This is a genomic window from Bradyrhizobium sp. MI1.7, assembly GCF_055811795.1.
The window spans coordinates 18160-34673 of the sequence record NZ_JBVVPO010000003.1 but is presented as its reverse complement, the minus strand read 5'-3'; the positions used below and the strand labels follow the sequence as shown (position 1 = coordinate 34673).

13 protein-coding genes are annotated in these 16514 nt (G+C 65.9%); 8 read left to right on the top strand and 5 right to left on the bottom strand.

Annotation, left to right across the window (positions count from 1 at the left end; translation table 11 throughout):
• The first annotated feature begins 55 nt into the window (after nt 1-55).
• The 3 genes from AC0L3X_RS04640 to AC0L3X_RS04630 all read left to right on the top strand — a co-directional run bounded on the left by AC0L3X_RS04640 (nt 56) and on the right by AC0L3X_RS04630 (nt 5299).
• Entirely contained in the window at nt 56-346 is a 291-nt protein-coding gene (locus AC0L3X_RS04640; RefSeq protein ID WP_028147879.1) for an FAD assembly factor SdhE, read from the top strand.
• Nucleotides 343-3861 (top strand): transcription-repair coupling factor, encoded by a 3519-nt coding sequence (mfd, locus tag AC0L3X_RS04635; protein WP_283016536.1) that lies wholly within the window; start codon nt 343-345, stop codon nt 3859-3861. The genes AC0L3X_RS04640 and mfd overlap by 4 nt, the downstream gene beginning before the upstream one ends.
• A gap of 307 nt (nt 3862-4168) precedes the next feature.
• Nucleotides 4169-5299, top strand: a complete 1131-nt coding sequence (locus tag AC0L3X_RS04630) for an acyl-CoA desaturase (protein WP_166353125.1) — start codon at nt 4169-4171, stop codon at nt 5297-5299.
• Nucleotides 5300-5354: 55 nt separating this feature from the next.
• Here AC0L3X_RS04630 and AC0L3X_RS04625 read toward each other — a convergent pair whose 3' ends face one another.
• The 3 genes from AC0L3X_RS04625 to AC0L3X_RS04615 form a co-directional block, all read right to left on the bottom strand.
• Nucleotides 5355-6578, bottom strand: a complete 1224-nt coding sequence (locus tag AC0L3X_RS04625) for a GGDEF domain-containing protein (RefSeq protein ID WP_354099699.1) — start codon at nt 6576-6578, stop codon at nt 5355-5357.
• An 84-nt stretch (nt 6579-6662) separates the two neighbouring features.
• Entirely contained in the window at nt 6663-8165 is a 1503-nt protein-coding gene (locus AC0L3X_RS04620; RefSeq protein WP_354099698.1) for a class I adenylate-forming enzyme family protein, read from the bottom strand.
• 4 nt (nt 8166-8169) lie between these two features.
• On the bottom strand, nt 8170-10017 hold the full coding sequence (locus tag AC0L3X_RS04615) for an extracellular solute-binding protein (protein ID WP_354099697.1): 1848 nt from the start codon (nt 10015-10017) through the stop codon (nt 8170-8172).
• A 270-nt stretch (nt 10018-10287) separates the two neighbouring features.
• On the opposite strand from AC0L3X_RS04615, the gene AC0L3X_RS04610 reads away from it, so the two are divergent.
• Entirely contained in the window at nt 10288-11112 is an 825-nt protein-coding gene (locus AC0L3X_RS04610) for an invasion associated locus B family protein (RefSeq protein ID WP_166096620.1), read from the top strand.
• 96 nt (nt 11113-11208) lie between these two features.
• Here AC0L3X_RS04610 and hspQ read toward each other — a convergent pair whose 3' ends face one another.
• Nucleotides 11209-11541: a heat shock protein HspQ gene (gene hspQ / locus AC0L3X_RS04605; protein WP_014495177.1), complete on the bottom strand. Its 333-nt coding sequence runs from the start codon at nt 11539-11541 to the stop codon at nt 11209-11211.
• A 106-nt stretch (nt 11542-11647) separates the two neighbouring features.
• Here hspQ and AC0L3X_RS04600 point away from each other — a divergent pair, with 106 nt between their 5' ends.
• Nucleotides 11648-12601 (top strand): AEC family transporter, encoded by a 954-nt coding sequence (locus AC0L3X_RS04600; protein ID WP_071913784.1) that lies wholly within the window; start codon nt 11648-11650, stop codon nt 12599-12601.
• A gap of 6 nt (nt 12602-12607) precedes the next feature.
• Here the strand turns inward: AC0L3X_RS04600 and AC0L3X_RS04595 are convergent, their stop codons facing one another.
• Nucleotides 12608-13792: a UbiH/UbiF family hydroxylase gene (locus AC0L3X_RS04595; RefSeq protein WP_354131541.1), complete on the bottom strand. Its 1185-nt coding sequence runs from the start codon at nt 13790-13792 to the stop codon at nt 12608-12610.
• 87 nt (nt 13793-13879) lie between these two features.
• On the opposite strand from AC0L3X_RS04595, the gene pcsA reads away from it, so the two are divergent.
• The 3 genes from pcsA (at nt 13880) to AC0L3X_RS04580 (ending at nt 16434) form a co-directional block, all read left to right on the top strand.
• A complete protein-coding gene (gene pcsA / locus AC0L3X_RS04590) occupies nt 13880-14647 on the top strand; it encodes a phosphatidylcholine synthase (RefSeq protein WP_167767898.1) in 768 nt (255 codons plus the stop codon).
• Nucleotides 14644-15378, top strand: coding sequence for a TerC family protein (locus tag AC0L3X_RS04585; RefSeq protein WP_063983222.1), 735 nt, complete (start codon nt 14644-14646; stop codon nt 15376-15378). Before pcsA ends, AC0L3X_RS04585 begins: the two co-directional genes overlap by 4 nt.
• An 81-nt stretch (nt 15379-15459) precedes the next feature.
• Nucleotides 15460-16434, top strand: a complete 975-nt coding sequence (locus AC0L3X_RS04580; protein WP_014495182.1) for a quinone oxidoreductase family protein — start codon at nt 15460-15462, stop codon at nt 16432-16434.
• Nucleotides 16435-16514: the final 80 nt, after the last annotated feature.

Genomic DNA, 16514 nt, shown 5'->3' with positions numbered 1-16514 from the left:
TATATCACCCCGGCCCGGCACGTCCGGGCTTTCTGCGTTTGACTGGATCTGAGACATGACGGGAACGACACGATCGAGCAACGGGCTGGACGATCGCCGCAAGCGGCTTCTGTTCCGCTGCTGGCACCGCGGCACGCGCGAGATGGACCTGATCCTGGGCCGCTTCGCGGATGCCGAGATCGGCAATCTGTCCGACGACGAGCTGACCGAGCTCGAGACCCTGCTCGAAGAGTCCGATCCCGATCTCTATGCCGCCATCACCGGTGACAAGGTGCTGCCAGCTGATGTCACCGGCGCGCTGTTTGCGCGCATCAAGGCGTTCCCGATTACGGACGGCGATTTATGAAACAGGGGATAAAGTCGCCGGCCGAGCTGCTTACGCCCGGCCGCGCGCTGACGCTTGCCAATGTTGCCGAGGGCGCCGAGGGCCTCGTCATCTCCGATCTCGCCCGTGCCATCGCCGCACGGCCGAAGAAACCGGCCGTCAGCCTTGCCGTGGTCTGCCGCGACGGCGGGCGAATGCAGCAGCTCGAGCGCGCGCTGCAATTCTTCGCGCCCGATTTGCCGGTGCTGACCTTTCCGGCCTGGGACTGCCAGCCCTATGACCGCGTCTCGCCGCATGGCGGCATCCTCGCGCAGCGCCTGACCACACTGGCGCGGCTTGCGCCGCTGACCGGCAGCGACAAGCCGCTGATCGTGCTCACCACGGTGAACGCAATCCTGCAGCGCGTCCCTGCGCGCGAACTCGTTGCCGCGCAGGCGCTGTCGGTTGCGCCGGGCAACGTGGTGCCAATGGACACCATCGTCGCCTGGCTCGAGCACAACGGCTACAACCGCTCCTCGACCGTGCGCGAGCCCGGCGAATATGCCGTGCGCGGCGGTATCCTGGATCTGTTTCCGGCCGGCCTCGACCAGCCGGTCCGCTTCGACTTCTTCGGCGACAGCCTGGAATCGATCCGCTCCTTCGACGCCGAGACCCAGCGCACGATGCTCGACATGCGCTCGCTCGACCTCGTGCCGATCTCGGAATTCCAGCTCGTCACCGACACCATCCGCCGCTTCCGCATGGGCTATGTCGCCGAGTTCGGCGCGCCCGAGCGCGACGATGCGCTGTACGAGGCCGTCAGCGAGGGCCGCCGCCATCCCGGCATGGAGCACTGGCTGCCGCTGTTCCAGGACCGGATGGACACGCTGTTCGACTATCTGCAAGGCGCAGCCATCGCGATCGAGCCGCAGGCCGAGGACGCCGTTCGCGAGCGTTTCAAGCAGATCCAAGATTACTACGAAGCCCGCCGCGATGCGATGGAGCATCCCGGCGGCGGTGCGATCTACAAGCCGCTGCCGCCTGACAGGCTCTATCTCACCGACGAGGAATGGACCAGGCGCGAAAGCGAGATTTCGCTGGTGCGGCTGACGCAGTTTTCGGTTCCGGCCGATGGTGCGACGATCGTCGATGCCGGCGCGCGCAAGGGCCGCGACTTCGCACCCGAACGCAATGACGCCACCGTCAACGTGTTCGAGTCCGTCGTCAGCCACGTGATGGCGCTGCATGCCCAGCGCAAGAAGGTCGTGATCGCACTCTGGAGCGAGGGATCGCGCGACCGCATGACCTCGATGCTGCGCGACCACAAGCTGACCCACACCACCAGCGTCAACGCCTGGCGGACGGTGCAGGCGACCCCGCGCAACGAGACCATGCTCGCCGTGCTCGGCCTGGAGGCCGGGTTCGAGACCGATGAGATCGCGCTGATCAGCGAGCAGGACATCCTCGGCGACCGCCTGGTGCGGCCCCGCAAGGCCAGCCGCAAGCTCGACAATTTCATCTCGGAGGTGACGAGCCTCACCGCCGGCGACATCGTCGTCCATGCCGACCACGGCATCGGCCGCTTCATCGGCTTGCAAACCCTCGACGTCGCCGGCGCGCCGCATGACTGTCTTGAGCTGCATTACGCCGCCGACGCAAAACTGTTTCTGCCGGTCGAGAACATCGAGCTGCTGTCGCGCTACGGCTCCGACCAGACCACGGTCGAGCTGGACCGCCTCGGCGGCTCCGGCTGGCAGACCCGCAAGGCGAAGCTCAAGAACCGCATCCGTGAGATCGCGGGCGAATTGATCAAGATCGCCGCCGCGCGCCATTTGCACGAGGCGCCAAAGCTGCCGGTGCAGCCGGGACTTTACGACGAGTTCTGCGCGCGCTTCCCCTATGACGAGACCGAGGACCAGTTAGGGGCCATCGAATCCACGCTGAAGGACCTTGAGCTCGGCCGTCCGATGGACCGGCTGATCTGCGGCGACGTCGGCTTCGGCAAGACCGAGGTGGCCTTGCGCGCGGCCTTTGCCGTCGCGCTCGAAGGCAAGCAGGTCGCGGTCGTGGTGCCGACCACGCTGCTCGCCCGCCAGCACCACAAGACCTTCACCGACCGCTTCAAGGGCTTTCCGGTGAACGTGGCGCAGGCCTCGCGCCTGGTCCCGACCAAGGCGCTGAACCTGGTCAAGAAGGGTATCGCCGATGGCTCGGTCGACATCGTCGTCGGCACCCACGCGCTGCTCGGCAAGGCGATCAAGTTCCGCGATCTCGGCCTTGTCATCGTCGACGAGGAGCAGCATTTTGGCGTCACTCACAAGGAGCGGCTGAAGGCGCTTCGCTCCGAGGTGCATGTGCTGACGCTGTCGGCGACGCCGATCCCGCGCACGCTGCAGCTGGCGCTGACCGGCGTCCGCGAGCTCTCGATCATTGCCTCGCCCCCGGTCGACCGCCTCGCGGTGCGCACCTTCGTCGCCCCGCACGATCCGCTGATGATCCGCGAGGCGCTGCTGCGCGAGCGCTATCGCGGCGGCCAGGCGTTCTACGTGGTGCCGCGCATCGACGACCTCGCCGAGGTCAAGGACTTCCTCGACAAGAACGTGCCGGAGATGAAGGTCGCGGTCGCGCACGGCCAGATGCCGCCCGCGGTGATCGAGGACATCATGACCGCCTTCTACGACGGCAAGTTCGACATCCTGCTGTCGACCACCATCGTGGAGTCCGGCCTCGACATTCCCAACGCCAACACGCTGATCGTGCACCGTGCCGACATGTTCGGCCTGGCGCAGCTGTATCAGCTCCGCGGCCGCGTCGGCCGCTCCAAGCTGCGAGCCTATGCGCTGTTCACGCTGCCGGCGCAGCAGAAGATCACCGCGCAGGCCGAGCGCCGGCTCACCGTGTTGCAATCGCTGGAGACGCTGGGCGCGGGCTTCCAGCTCGCCTCGCACGACCTCGACATCCGCGGCGCCGGCAACCTGCTCGGCGAGGAGCAGTCCGGCCACATCAAGGAAGTCGGCTTCGAGCTCTACCAGTCGATGCTGGAGGAGGCGATCGTCAACCTCAAGGCCGGCGTGTCCGAGCCCGCCGCCGACCGCTGGTCGCCCTCGATCACCATCGGCATGCCCGTGCTCATTCCGGAAGACTATGTCGGCGACCTCTCGGTGCGGCTGTCGCTGTACCGGCGGCTCGCCGATCTCGACACCGAGGAGGAGATCGAGAATTTTGGTGCGGAGATGCGCGACCGTTTTGGCGTGTTGCCGGACGAGGTGCGCTATCTGTTCAAGGTCGCCGCGATCAAGGCGTTCTGCCGCACGGCCAATGTCGGGAAGATCGACGCCGGCCCGAAGGGCGCGGTCATCGCCTTCCGCGATAATTCGTTCGCCCATCCCGACCGCCTGGTGTCGTTCATCCGCAGCTACGGCCAGGCCGCCAAGGTGCGGCCCGACATGAAGGTGGTATTCCTGCAAGACTGGGAGACGCCGGAAGAGCGGCTCGCCGGCACCACGGAGATCATGCGCCAGCTGGCACAGCTCGCGCAGAGCAAGAAGGCGGCGTAATTGTTCCGAGCGCCACCGAGCGGTACTTGGATACAAAACAGCGGCATATGGCCACTTGCGGAATGATCGAACGACAGCCATGTTCGATTCGTCGAGTTAGGCCGACGACTTGGCCTCCGACTTGGCCTCGCCGCTGATAGCGTGCCTGACTGATGACCTGATTCGTGTGACCCGCGACTGGTTTACCGGCCGCGGGTTTTTTGTACCGCAAAGCGGGGCTGCCCCGCCCATTGAAACTTCTGAGGTCGCGAGCGTGTCTATCAATATCGATTCAGGCCAGGAACACGGTGACGAACACGACGACGTCATGTATCCGCAGGTCCTGCCGTTCATATTGGTCCACGCGGGATGCGTCGCGGCGATCTGGTCGGGCGTCTCGTGGCAAGCCGTTACCATTTGCGCGGTTCTGTACTGGTTGCGCATGTTTGCGATCACCGCCGGCTATCACCGGTATTTCTCGCATCGGGCTTACGCGACCAGCCGGGTGTTTCAGTTCATCCTGGCCTTCCTGGCCCAGAGCAGCGCTCAGAAAAGCGTCCTCTGGTGGGCTGCCAAACATCGCCATCATCATCTTCACTCGGATACGGCGCAGGATGTGCATTCGCCCCGGCACAAGGGCTTCCTCTACAGTCATCTCGGCTGGATCTTCTACCGGCAGCACGATGCAACCGATCTGGTGAAAGTATCGGATCTGGCGTCGTATCCCGAGCTGATGTGGCTGCACAAACTGGAGCTTCTGCCGGCATTCGTGCTCGCGGGCCTCTGCTTCCTCATTGCCGGGTGGTCAGGACTCGTGGTCGGCTTTCTCTGGAGCACGGTGCTCGTGTATCACGGCACGTTCTGCATCAACTCCCTCGCACATGTTCACGGCCGCAGGCGGTACGTGACCGGCGACGATTCCCGCAACAACTGGCTGCTCGCTCTCGTCACGATGGGTGAGGGGTGGCACAACAATCACCACGCCTATCAGGCCAGTGCTCGACAGGGCTTCCACTGGTACGAGATTGATCTCACCTATTATATCCTGGTGGCCTTGTCCTGGCTCGGGATTGTCCGGGATCTGAAGATGCCGCCCAAGCAGGTCCTGCGCAATGAGCATCGGTTGGGATCACGCGCGATCAAGCAAGCGGCCGAGCAGCTCGCCGCTCGCTTCAATCCTGAACACATCGCACAGGCGATCAAGACGTCGATCCATGAGACCGAATTGTCGGTCAGGGACGCGATCATTCTGTTGCAGCAGCGTGCCGATTTGCGTCTGTCCAGCATGCCGACTCGCGACCAGTTGCTGGCTGAAGCGCAGCGCATGTTCGCAAAGACGATGTCGCTGGACGACATCGTCGACCGGGCCCACGAGCTCCTGAACGAGACTGTCGGCTTTCTCCTGGCCACTCCCGCTCTGGCGGCCGCCCCGAAATCGGGCGCGAATGGTGGCGCTTAGCGCCACGTTGCCCGTACAAGGGGCGCGCACGAGATCAGGGATTGCTGACGCGCGACTACGACGCCGCGCGCGACGCGTCGGCTGAGAGACGCCCGAGCAGTGACCGCGCCGTATCCGACGGCGACAGCGAGTCCACGCTGACGACGGGATCGCTGCGCATCTCGTGCTTGCCATTGGAGGTGTGCCGCATCACCGCCGACAGGCGGCGGGCGATCATGTGGGCGGTGCGGAAGTCGGTCTCCGCGAACACGACGATGACGGAGCCGTCTTTCTGCGCCACGCCAAAATCCATCTGCCGCATCAGGCGGCTCAGGATCCGCGCGGCGTCGAGCTGGGCACGGGAATTGCCGGGCTCGAAGGCGAAGCGCGCCACGGAGAGGCCGCCGCCGCGGGCAAGAGCCTGCTCGACCGCCTTGGCGAAATCGCGGGCAAAAGCTTCCACCGTGAGCAGGCCGCTGCGCGGGTCGAGCCAGCCGCCGGCATCGATCGAACGCAGCGTGCGGCTCAGTTGCGCTTCCATCGCGTGCTGGCGGATCAGCGGCAGCGCGTTGGCGGCGACCTTCGCCGGCTCGCCCGGGATCAGCTCGAGATTGGGCAGGTCGTAAGTCTGCGCGAGCTGGTGCGCGGTGACGACCACGGGCAGGCTGCGGAATCGGGTGTCTTCGGCGAGTACCGTGAGGAAGGCGTCGGTGACGCGCGCGGTAAAGCCTTCGGCGAGCACGACGCCATCGATATCGCGGGTGTTGAGATGCTTGGCCGCGGCCTCGATCGAGAGCGCGCCGACGACCCCGACGCGTTCGCCGAGTGCGACGGAGAGCGCAGGATAAGCTGCGCCGCGGCCGATCAGGAGCACCGTCGCATCGCGTGCCGGATCCCCCTCCGGCAACCCGACTTTCGCGTCCGGCAGCCGGCGCAGAACCGTCGCATGGAGAGTCCGTACGCGCAGCGCGGCGCGGAGCCGCGCGACGAGGCGGTCGGAATTGCCGCCGCGCGAGGAGAAGGGCAGGGCGTTCTGCGGCAGCGTACCCGCAGCCTCGAGCGCCACGAACGGCAGGTAGGGCGATTGGTCCGCGATCTTCCTGGCGAGCGTCGCCAGATGGGGCTCGTGCCCGACATGCATCGCGGCGAGAACCGCGGCCGGCTGCACCTGCTCGACCGCGCGCGCCGCGCTGGCCCAGTCGGCGTCGACGACGGGAAACAGACGGGCCTCGTCCAGGGCCGCAATGAAAGGCGGCCGCTGGGCGTTGGACACAAACAGGATCGGGCCCGCCTGGGACATCGCAAACTCTGATCACGCAACAGATGCTGCGCAATCTAGTCCGGTTGCCTTAATGCAGCGTCAATGGATGGGTCGAAACTGCGCTTAAACCGGCCCGGAGCGGTCGCGAAAAGCCTCGACCATCAGGGGGTTAAGCCCGAGCTCATTGAGCGCTTCGCGGGCGCGGGCATTGTCTTGCGCCCGTCCTGCGAGCCGGTGACCCGAGAGCCGGTCGGGCAGCGCGGTGAGCAGGGCGCCCTGGCCGAGCCGGCGCGCCCATTCCTGGAGATCGTTGGACAGGAAGCGGTAGCCGCCGACGGCCATGATGCCGGAGGGCGGTGCGGTGATGCAGATCGCGCCGCTCGGACGGTCGAGCCGCGCGGCATAGCCGGTGTCGACATAATCGCGCGGCGGCTGCGCCGTCAGCGTGTCGCCGACCGGCTGCGGCGGCGCGTAGGCCGCGATCGGCACCATCGCTCCGCGCAGGCCGAGCGTGCCCCTGGGCGTCAGCAGGATCTCGCCGGCGATGGAGGAACCGGACTGCTCGCGCGGGGCGCCGTGCGGTCCGGGCATCACCGCAACAGGCATGCCGTCCTCGCCGCGGCGGGCGCCGAACAGCCCGGCCTCGCCGAACAGATAGACGTCGGTCAGCGGTGCATGCGGCGCGATCCAGGCATCGCTCGCCGCCACCTGCTCGGGCGCGCGCCAGAGGCCGATGACGTTGCGCAAGCTCGGCATCCGCGCCGCGAGATCGGCATCGCCGAGCCGCAGCGCGAGCTGCGCGGGGGCGATCAGCACCTCGCATTCGTGCTCGTTGATTTGCTGTTCCAGCACGTCGTTCTCGAAGGGATGATGCAGCGCCAGCGTGCCGCCGCAGAGCAGCCACACCGCGAGCGAGGAGGCGAGGCCCGCGAACGACATCGGCGTGAACGCCGCCATCACGGTCGCGCCCTGCTTGATGTCGGCTTCCAGCGACATCGCGAGCCCGCCGGCGATCAGGCTGAAATGCGGCCGCGGCACCGGGCGAAAGCCTTCCGCGGTGACGTCGAAGGAGATCATCGCCGCCTTGCGGCCGTCCTGGATCACGGCGCGCGTGGTGCCCGGCGGGCGGGCCAGCACCTCGTCGAGCGAGGCCATGCCCTCGGGCAGGTCGGCGCCGAAACCGCAGACGTAACGGATCGAGAAGGCCTCCGCGGCGGCATGCATCGCGAGGTCGGAATAGCTGACGCCGTCGACCTTGCTCATGGTGACGATGGCGCGCGCCGCGGTGCGGTTCAGCGCGGCGGTCAGTTCCGCATGGCGCCAGAGCAGCGGCAGCACGGCGACCACGAGCCCGGCGCGATGCGCGGCGAGCACCGTCAGCACGAACTCGACCGTAGCAGGCAGCTGGATCGCGATGACCGAATTGGCCGGCAGGCCCGATTCGACGAAATGCGCCGACAGGGCCTCGATGGCGGTGTCGGCCTCGGCGTAGGTCATCCGCCGCGGCTGGTGGCCGGTCACGCGGGCCTTGTTGAGGGGATCGAGCAGGGCGAGCGCGTGCGGTTGCCGCATCAGCGTGCGCTGAAACAGCGTGTCGAGCGTCGGCGATACGGCTGGCTGATTCACGGCGTCACTTCGCTTGCGGCTGCCCCTTCGACCACCAGGTCTCCGGCAGGTAGCCGGACAGCGAGGTGGCCTTTGGCCGTTCTATCCGATTCCAGCGCGCGATCCATTGCTCGGATACGTTAAACAGGGGGATTGTATAGAAACCGGAGATCAAGGTGCGGTCGAGCGCCCGCACCGCCGAGACGAAGGCCGTGTGATCACGGGCCTCGAGGAGAGCGTCGATCATGGCATCGACGGCGGGATCTTTGGCGCCCATGTAGTTGCGGGTGCCCGGATTGTCGGCGGCAGCACTCCCCCAATAGAAATACTGCTCGTTGCCGGGCGACAGCGACTGGTCCCAGCGGTTCTGGATCATGTCGAACTCGTAGCTGAGCCGGCGCTGGTCGAACTGCACGGGATCGACCGCGCGAACGCTCGGCTCGATGCCGGCGCGCTTGAGGTCGCGCTGGAACGCGAGCGCGATGCGCTCCTGGTCGCGGGTCGTCACCAGCATCTCGAAGGTGAAGGGGGCCTTTGTCGCGCGGTTACGCAGCACGGTGCCGTCGAGATCGTAACCGGCGTCCGACAGGAGCTTGAGTGCCGCGCGCAGCGTCGTCCGGTCGCGCCCCGAGCCGTCGGTGACGGGCAGGCGGTAGCTGCCGTCCATGACGTCGGGGGGGATCTGCGCGGCAAAGGGCTTCAGCAGCTCGCGTTCGCGCGCATCCGCAGGCCGTCCATAGGCCGAGAGGTCGGAGCCGGCGAAATAGCCCGCAACGCGCGAATAGAGTCCGAAGAAGTAGTTGCGGTTGACCAGCTCGAAATCGAACAGCAGCGTCAGTGCCCGGCGCACGCGGATGTCGGCGAAGATCGGACGGCGCGTGTTGAACACCAGGAATTCGGAAGGCTGCGGCACGCCGGGCTTGATGGTGTCGCGGATCACGTCGCCGCTTTTGGCGGCTGGAAAGTCGTAACCGTCGTGCCAGCGCAGCGGCTCGTGCTCGACGCGGAAATCATAGAGGCCGCGCTTGAAGGCTTCGAACTGGCCATTGGCCTCGCGAAAATAGTCGAGCCTGATCTCGTCGAAATTGTAGAGCCCGCGATTGATGGGCAGGTCGCGACCCCAATAGTCGGGATTGCGGGTCAAGGTCACGCTGGCGCCGGGCTTCACCGCCATGATCCGATACGGGCCCGAGCCGATTGGGCCGGTCAGCGTCGTCTCCTCGAAGGTTGCGACATCCACTGCATGCTTCGGCAGGATCGGCATCAGGCCGAGGATCAGCGGCAATTCCCTGTCGTTGGCGCCAGCCAGGTCGAAGCGGACGGTGAGAGGGTCGGGCGCTTCGGCCTTGGCGACCTTGGCGTAATATTGCCGATGGTTGGGGCGGCCGTGATCGCGCAGCAGCTGCCAGGAGAACAGCGCATCCTCCGCCAGGACCGGCTTGCCGTCGGAGAAGCGGGCGCGGGGATCGAGGCGGAACGTGACAAAGCTCCGCGCGTCATCGGTCTCGACCGATCTGGCGAGCAGGCCGTAGAGCGTGAACGGCTCGTCATTGCCGCGTGCGAGCAGGCTCTCGACCACGTAGTTCCGCACCGGCTGCACGGCCAATCCCCTGACGATGAAGGGATTGAGGCTGTCGAAGGTGCCGAGAATGCCCCAGGTGAGCCGGCCGCCCTTGGGGGCATCAGGGTTGGCGTAGGGCATGTGGGTGAAATCGGCCGGCATCGCCGGCTTGCCGTGCATCGCGATGGCATGGGCTTCCCCAGCCCCTGCGCCGCCTGCGGAGAGCGCGGAGGCGACGACGAAGGCGAGAAGACAGAGGCGGGTGCCAAGGCCCTCACGAAGGCCCTCGAGAAGGCGCTGGAACATGGACATCGGCACACGTTGATTCGAGGACCTGCGGGCCTGAATCCTATCACAAGGAATTTCACGGATCGCAGGCCAGGGAGCGGTTCAAGGCGTGGTCAAAGACGCTTGTCGGCATTGATCTTTTCGTCGGCCACGTTAAGAAGGCACGCAATCGCGCAAGAGCGTCGAGCCCGTCACTTATCCGCCTCAATTGACGGGGAGAGAGCCGCGCCAGGCGGCTCGGTTCGGCGCTTCGGAGCGGTTCGGGCACTTCCCGTTCAGAAAGGGTTTTCCGCAATGAATTTCCGTTACTTGGCCGCGTCCGTCCGGCCGCGCGGGCGACTTTTCGCCCTGTTGACGGCGACGGCGTTGGTCGTCCCGTTTGCTGCTGAGGCCCAGGCTCCCGCGCCGGCCCCCGGCGCGCCTGCCGCGCCCAAGGCGGCCCCGAAAGCCGCTCCGAAGGCTGCCCCCAAGGCTCCGGCACCGGCTGCCCAGGCTCCCGCCCAGCCGGCTCCCGCGCAGGGCGCTCCGGCGCAGCAAGGCGCCGCGGCCCAGCCGGCCGATCAGCAGATCCAGCTGATCTACGCCCCCTGGACCAAGTTCTGCCTCAAGGGCCAGGACGCCAACGCCAAGCAGGTCTGCTTCACCGGCAAGGACGGCCGTATCGAATCGGGCCAGCCGGTCATCGCGGCCGTGATCATCGAGCCGGAAGGCGAGCCCAAGAAGATCCTGCGCGTGACGCTGCCGCTCGGCATGCAGCTCGTGCACGGCACCCGCATCATCGTGGACAACAATGCGCCGTTGCAGAGCCCCTACGTCATCTGCTTCCAGAATGGCTGCATGTCCGACTACGAGGCCACGCCCGAGCTCATCGGCAACATGAAGAAGGGCCAAAACCTCGTTGTCCAGGCGATCAATGCCAACGGCGCACCCTTGACGCTGCCGCTGCCGCTCGCCGGCGAATTCCAGAAGGCCTATGACGGTCCGCCGACCGATCCGAAGGTGTTCGAGGAAACCCAGAAGAAGCTTCAGGAAGAGCTTCAGAAGAAGGCCGACGAGCAGCGCAAGAAGCTCGAGCAGAACGGTGGCGCGCCCGGCGCGGCTCCGGCCGGTCAGAAGTAAGCGGGCTAAAATCCCGGACATGAAAAAGGCGCTCGGTTCGAGCGCCTTTTTTGCTGGCCGCTTGATGGCGGCAAAACTCAGTTCAAGCGCGCTGGCTCAGTTCAGCGACGGATTGCGCGGGCGATAGCCGCCGGTCTTGTCCTTGATGAAAATCTCGGCGACCTGGGAATGGCGGATCGGCTCGCCGGAATCGTCCGGCACCAGGTTCTGCTCGGAGACATAGGCGACGTATTCCGACTCTGCGTTCTCCGCGAGCAGGTGGTAGAACGGCTGGTCCTTGTGAGGCCGCACCTCTTCGGGAATCGACAGCCACCACTCCTCGGTGTTGTTGAATTCCGGATCGATGTCGAAGATCACCCCCCGGAACGAGAAGATCCGGTGGCGAACGACCTGTCCGATCTGGAATTTGGCGGTCCTCGCTTTAATCATTCCCCGTCGATAGACCAGGATTGTGGCCGATGCTAGTGCCCTGATCTGGAATTGACCTTCGGCTAAGGGGCAGATAGCCCCCAAATCTTCAGAAACCACTTCATCAATGGTCGATATCCTCAATCTGGCGCTACCTTATTTCGGCTTGATCTTCGTCGGATTCGCCTGCGGCAAGGCCAAGTCGCTGCCGGAATCGGGCCTCGCCTGGATGAACTTCTTCCTGCTCTACGTGTCGCTGCCGGCGCTGCTGTTCGCGATCATGTCGAAGACGCCGTTTGCGGAATTGAACAACCCGCCGTTCCTGGTCGCGACCACGCTGTCGACGGTTGCGGCGTTCACCCTGGCGCTGGTCGTCGGCAAGGTTCTGGGACGGCTGACGCTGCGCGAGGCGACGCTTGCGGGCCTCTCCGGCGGCTATGGCAATATCGGCTATATGGGGCCGGGGCTGGCGCTCGCCGTGCTTGGGCCGAAGGCCTCGGCGCCGACCGCGCTGATCTTCTGCTGCGACAGCATCTTCCTGTTCACGATCGTGCCGCTGCTGATCGAGCTCTCCGACCGCGACCATCCCTCGCTGGTCCATGCCTTCGGCGTGGTGCTGAAGCAGATCGTGCTCAACCCGCTGATCATGTCGGCCTGCTTTGGCGCGGCCGTGGCGGCGCTTCATATCGAGCTGCCGGTCGCACTCGATCGCACCATCACGTTCCTTCAGAACGCAGCCGCACCGACCGCGCTGTTCGTGCTCGGCGTGACCGTGGCGCTCCGCCCGTTCAACCGGGTGCCGTGGGAGGTGCCGGGCGTGATCGCGGTGAAGCTCTTGATCCACCCGCTCGCCGCGTTCGGTCTGATGCTGGCGTTCGGACCGTTCGCGCAGCCCTGGGCCGCGACCGCCGTGCTGATGGCCTCGCTGCCGCCGGCGCTCAACGTGTTCGTGATCGCCCGGCAGAACGACGCCTGGATCGAATCCGCCTCCGTCGCGGTGCTGCTCGGGACCTTCGCGTCCGTGGTCACGCTGACCAGCGTGATGTGGGCGATCCAGACCGGCCGGCTGGCGTTTCCGTAAGCGAGCCTACCGCCGCCACGTCGGGGTCAGGCCCTCGCGCATGGCGAAGCGCCTGAGCGGGCCGATGGCGCCGAGCAGGTGCATGCCGACCGCGCGGACCGGCTGGAGCGGCAGGAAATCGTTGAGCAGGGAACGGTTGGCGATGTCGATCGCGAAAGTGCGGCTCAAGATATCCGGACGCCGCGCCTGGTCGTAGCGCTTGAGCACGTCGGGCGCGCCGGGATCCTGGCCCGCAGCGATGGCTTCGCCCGCGAGCCTGGCGATGTCAGCGGCATCGCGCAGGCCAAGGTTGAGGCCCTGGGCGCCGATCGGCGGGACCACATGGGCGGCTTCGCCGACCAGCGCGATGCGGTCGCGCCCGAAGGATTTTGGACGTTCGATCGCCAGCGGGAATAGGTTGCGGCCCGGCTCGACCGTCATGCGCCCCAAAATGGAATGCGACTGCTTCTCGATCGCGGCGGACAGCTCCGCGTCGCTCAAGCCGCGAAGCCGCTCGGCCTCGGCGGGGGCCGAGACCCAGACGATGCTGGAGCGGTCGCCTGGCAGGGGCACGAACACGCAAGGGCCATGCGGCGTGTGGAACTCGGTCGAGACGTTGCGATGCGGGCGCGCGTGGCCGACGTTGAAGGTCAGCGCGGTCTGCGTCAGGTCGCGTCGCGTCACCGCGATGCCGGCGGCTTCCCGGCACAGCGAGTGCCGGCCGTCGGCGCCGACCACGAGCCGGGCCGTGAGGAATTGAGCGGACGCCGTGCGGATCGCGACGTCGTCGGCTTCGATGACGACGCTTTCGGCCTCGTCATCGCAACGGACGAGGTTGGGCAACTCGGCCGCGCGTTCTTCCATCGCCAGCATCAGCGAGCGGTTGTCGATATTGTAGCCGAAGGCGTCGAGCGCGATTTCGTGGCAGGAGAACCGGACCTCCGGCGCCCGGAACAGCCGGCCGGTGTCGTCGACGAGGCGCATGATTTCGAGCGCGGCCGCCTTGCCCTTGCAGCGCGGCCAGACGTCGAGGCTCTCCAGGAGATCGACGGAGGCGCCGAGCAGGGCGGTGGTGCGGTTGTCGGCGTAGGGCATGCGCCGCGCCACCAGCGCGGTCCGCGCGCCGGCCTGCGCCAGTGCGATGGCGGCCGCCAGTCCCGCCGGTCCGCCGCCGACCACGGCCGCGTCATGGAGTGTCGATGCATCTGTCATGGAACGACAATTGACATGCTGCGCGGCAAATTCAAGCCCGGCTATATTTCCTTGATTTTGTGGCGAATTGTGCGACCGCGCGCCGCAATGGCGGATGTGCAAACCGGTCCCATTCTGATAGCAGAAGCCATGGATACCCAAGAGGATTCCCTGAAGCCGAGACCGGCGATCCGCGCCGCGGCCTTCTCGGTGCACATCTTCACCGCATTCGGCGCGGCCATCGCGCTGCTGGCGATGCTGGAGGCCGTGCGCGAGCATTGGGCGGCGATGTTTCAGTGGCTGGGTGTTGCCCTGATCATCGATGCGATCGACGGGCCGATCGCCCGCCTGCTGAAGGTCAAGGATGTGCAGCCGAACTGGTCGGGAGACGTGCTCGATCTCGTGGTCGACTTCGTCACCTATGTGTTCGTGCCGGCCTATGCGATCGTGGCGAGCGGGCTATTGCTGCCGGTGGCCGCGCCGCTGCTCGGCATCGCCATCATCGTCACCAGCGCATTATATTTCGCCGATCTGCGCATGAAGGCGGACGACAATCATTTTCGCGGCTTTCCGGCGCTGTGGAATGCGGCGGCGTTCTATCTGTTCCTGCTGCACTGGCCGCCGCTGGCATCGACGCTGCTGGTCGCGGCGCTTGTCGTGCTGACCTTCGTGCCGTTCCACGTGCTGCATCCGGTCCGGGTGGTTCGGCTGCGCTGGCTGACGATGTCGCTGATCGCGATCTGGGCCGTGCTCGGCCTCTATGTGCTGGAGATGGATTTTCGCGTCGGCACCGGCGTGACCATCGTGCTCTGCGCCATCGCGCTCTGGATCAGCTTCAGCGACGCCTTGATCCGCCTGGCAAGATCCTTCGCATGATGCACCTCCTCACTAGTCCTGAAGCCTGGGCCGCGCTGCTCACCTTGACCGCGCTCGAGATCGTGCTCGGCATCGACAACGTCATCTTCCTGTCGGTGATCGTGTCACGCATCCCCGAGAAGCAGGCCCACCGCGCCCGCCAGATCGGGCTCGCGCTGGCACTGATCTTTCGCATCATCCTGCTCAGCCTGCTGGTCTGGCTGATCGGCCTGACCGCGCCGGTGTTTTCGTTTTCAGGTTACGGCTTCTCCTGGCGCGATCTCATCCTGATCGGTGGCGGCCTGTTCCTGATCGCCAAGGCGACGCACGAGATCCACGCCGAGGTCGAAGCCGATGACGGCGAGGGCGACCGGGAGTCCGGCGGCAGCGCGTTCTTCTGGGTGATCGTCCAGATCATCGTCATCGACATCGTGTTCTCGCTGGACTCGATCATCACCGCGATCGGCATGGCGCAGGACATCGAGATCATGATCGCGGCGGTCGTGATCGCCTGCCTGATCATGTACATTTCGTCGGGACCGGTGTCGCGATTCGTCGCCGAGCATCCGACCACCAAGATGCTGGCGCTGGCGTTCCTGGTGCTGATCGGCGTCGCCCTGGTCGCGGACGGATTCCAATTCCACATTCCGCGCGGCTACATCTACTTCGCAATTGCGTTCTCGGCGGCGGTGGAATTCTTCAACGTGCTGGCGAAGCGCAACCGCAGGAAAGTCCGCAAGTCGTCCGTTTAGCCGTTCCAATCTGGGTCGAGTTGACAAGGCGGGCGCGATGTCTTTCGCTCAGCGGCGAGAAGACCGAGAGGAGGTCAGGTGATGACCAAAGCCGTCCGAGTGCACAAGGTCGGAGGCCCCGAAGCCCTGGTCTATGAGAGCGTCGATGTCCCGGCGCCGGCTTCCGGCGAGGTGCGCATCCGCCAGCATGCGGTCGGGTTGAACTTCATCGACGTCTATTATCGCACCGGCCTCTACAAGGCTCCGGGGCTGCCCTTCATCGCCGGCAACGAGGCGTCGGGCGAGGTCATCGCCGTCGGGCCCGGCGTGACGCATTTCCATCCCGGCGACCGCGTGGCCTACTACCACAATCTCGGTGCCTATACGGGCGAGCGCAACATCCCCTGGGAGAAGCTGGTCAAGCTGCCCGACCACATCACGCACGAGCAGGGCGCCGTGCTGATGCTGAAGGGGCTGACGGTCTGGTATCTCCTGCACAAGACCTTCAAGGTCGAGCCGCATCACCGCGTGCTGATCCATGCTGCGGCCGGCGGCATCGGCTTGCTCGCCTGCCAATGGGCGAGGGCGCTCGGCGCCCATGTCATCGGCACGGTCGGCTCGCGCGAGAAGGCGGAGCTTGCGGAGGCCAATGGCTGCGACCACGTCATCCTCTACAACGAAGAAGATTTCGTCGCGCGCGTGAAGCAGATCAGCCGCAACGAGGGCTGCGACGTCGTCTATGACGGCGTCGGCAAGGCGACCTTCCCGGGCTCGCTGTCCTGCCTGAAGCCGCGCGGCATGTTCGTCTCGTTCGGCAATGCCTCGGGGCCCGTGCCGCCGTTCTCGATCGCCGAGCTCAACAATCACGGCTCGCTGTTTGCGACGCGGCCGAAGCTGAACGACTACGTCGGCACGCGCAAGGAGCTGCTGGAAGGCGCCGACACCCTGTTCGCCGCCGTCATCAACGGCAAGCTGCACGTGCCGATCAACCACGCCTACGCGCTCAAGGACGCCGCCAAGGCGCATATCGATCTCGAAAGCCGCAAGACCACCGGCGCGTCGATCCTGAAGCCGTAGTCTCTCGTCATGCTCGGCTCCCGTGTCCCGGACGCGCCGCAGCGTGAAACGCTGCTGCGCAGAGCGGGGACCCATCTCCC

Bases quoted from the DNA above. Each gene is read 5' to 3' on its own strand.
- AC0L3X_RS04640 (WP_028147879.1), top strand. From the start codon at position 56: ATGACGGGAACGACACGATCGAGCAACGGGCTGGACGATCGCCGCAAG.
- mfd (WP_283016536.1), top strand. From the start codon at position 343: ATGAAACAGGGGATAAAGTCGCCGGCCGAGCTGCTTACGCCCGGCCGC.
- AC0L3X_RS04630 (WP_166353125.1), top strand. From the start codon at position 4,169: ATGTATCCGCAGGTCCTGCCGTTCATATTGGTCCACGCGGGATGCGTC.
- AC0L3X_RS04625 (WP_354099699.1), bottom strand. From the start codon at position 6,578: ATGTCCCAGGCGGGCCCGATCCTGTTTGTGTCCAACGCCCAGCGGCCG.
- AC0L3X_RS04615 (WP_354099697.1), bottom strand. From the start codon at position 10,017: ATGTCCATGTTCCAGCGCCTTCTCGAGGGCCTTCGTGAGGGCCTTGGC.
- AC0L3X_RS04610 (WP_166096620.1), top strand. From the start codon at position 10,288: ATGAATTTCCGTTACTTGGCCGCGTCCGTCCGGCCGCGCGGGCGACTT.
- hspQ (WP_014495177.1), bottom strand. From the start codon at position 11,541: ATGATTAAAGCGAGGACCGCCAAATTCCAGATCGGACAGGTCGTTCGC.
- AC0L3X_RS04600 (WP_071913784.1), top strand. From the start codon at position 11,648: ATGGTCGATATCCTCAATCTGGCGCTACCTTATTTCGGCTTGATCTTC.
- AC0L3X_RS04595 (WP_354131541.1), bottom strand. From the start codon at position 13,792: ATGACAGATGCATCGACACTCCATGACGCGGCCGTGGTCGGCGGCGGA.
- pcsA (WP_167767898.1), top strand. From the start codon at position 13,880: ATGGCGGATGTGCAAACCGGTCCCATTCTGATAGCAGAAGCCATGGAT.
- AC0L3X_RS04585 (WP_063983222.1), top strand. From the start codon at position 14,644: ATGATGCACCTCCTCACTAGTCCTGAAGCCTGGGCCGCGCTGCTCACC.
- AC0L3X_RS04580 (WP_014495182.1), top strand. From the start codon at position 15,460: ATGACCAAAGCCGTCCGAGTGCACAAGGTCGGAGGCCCCGAAGCCCTG.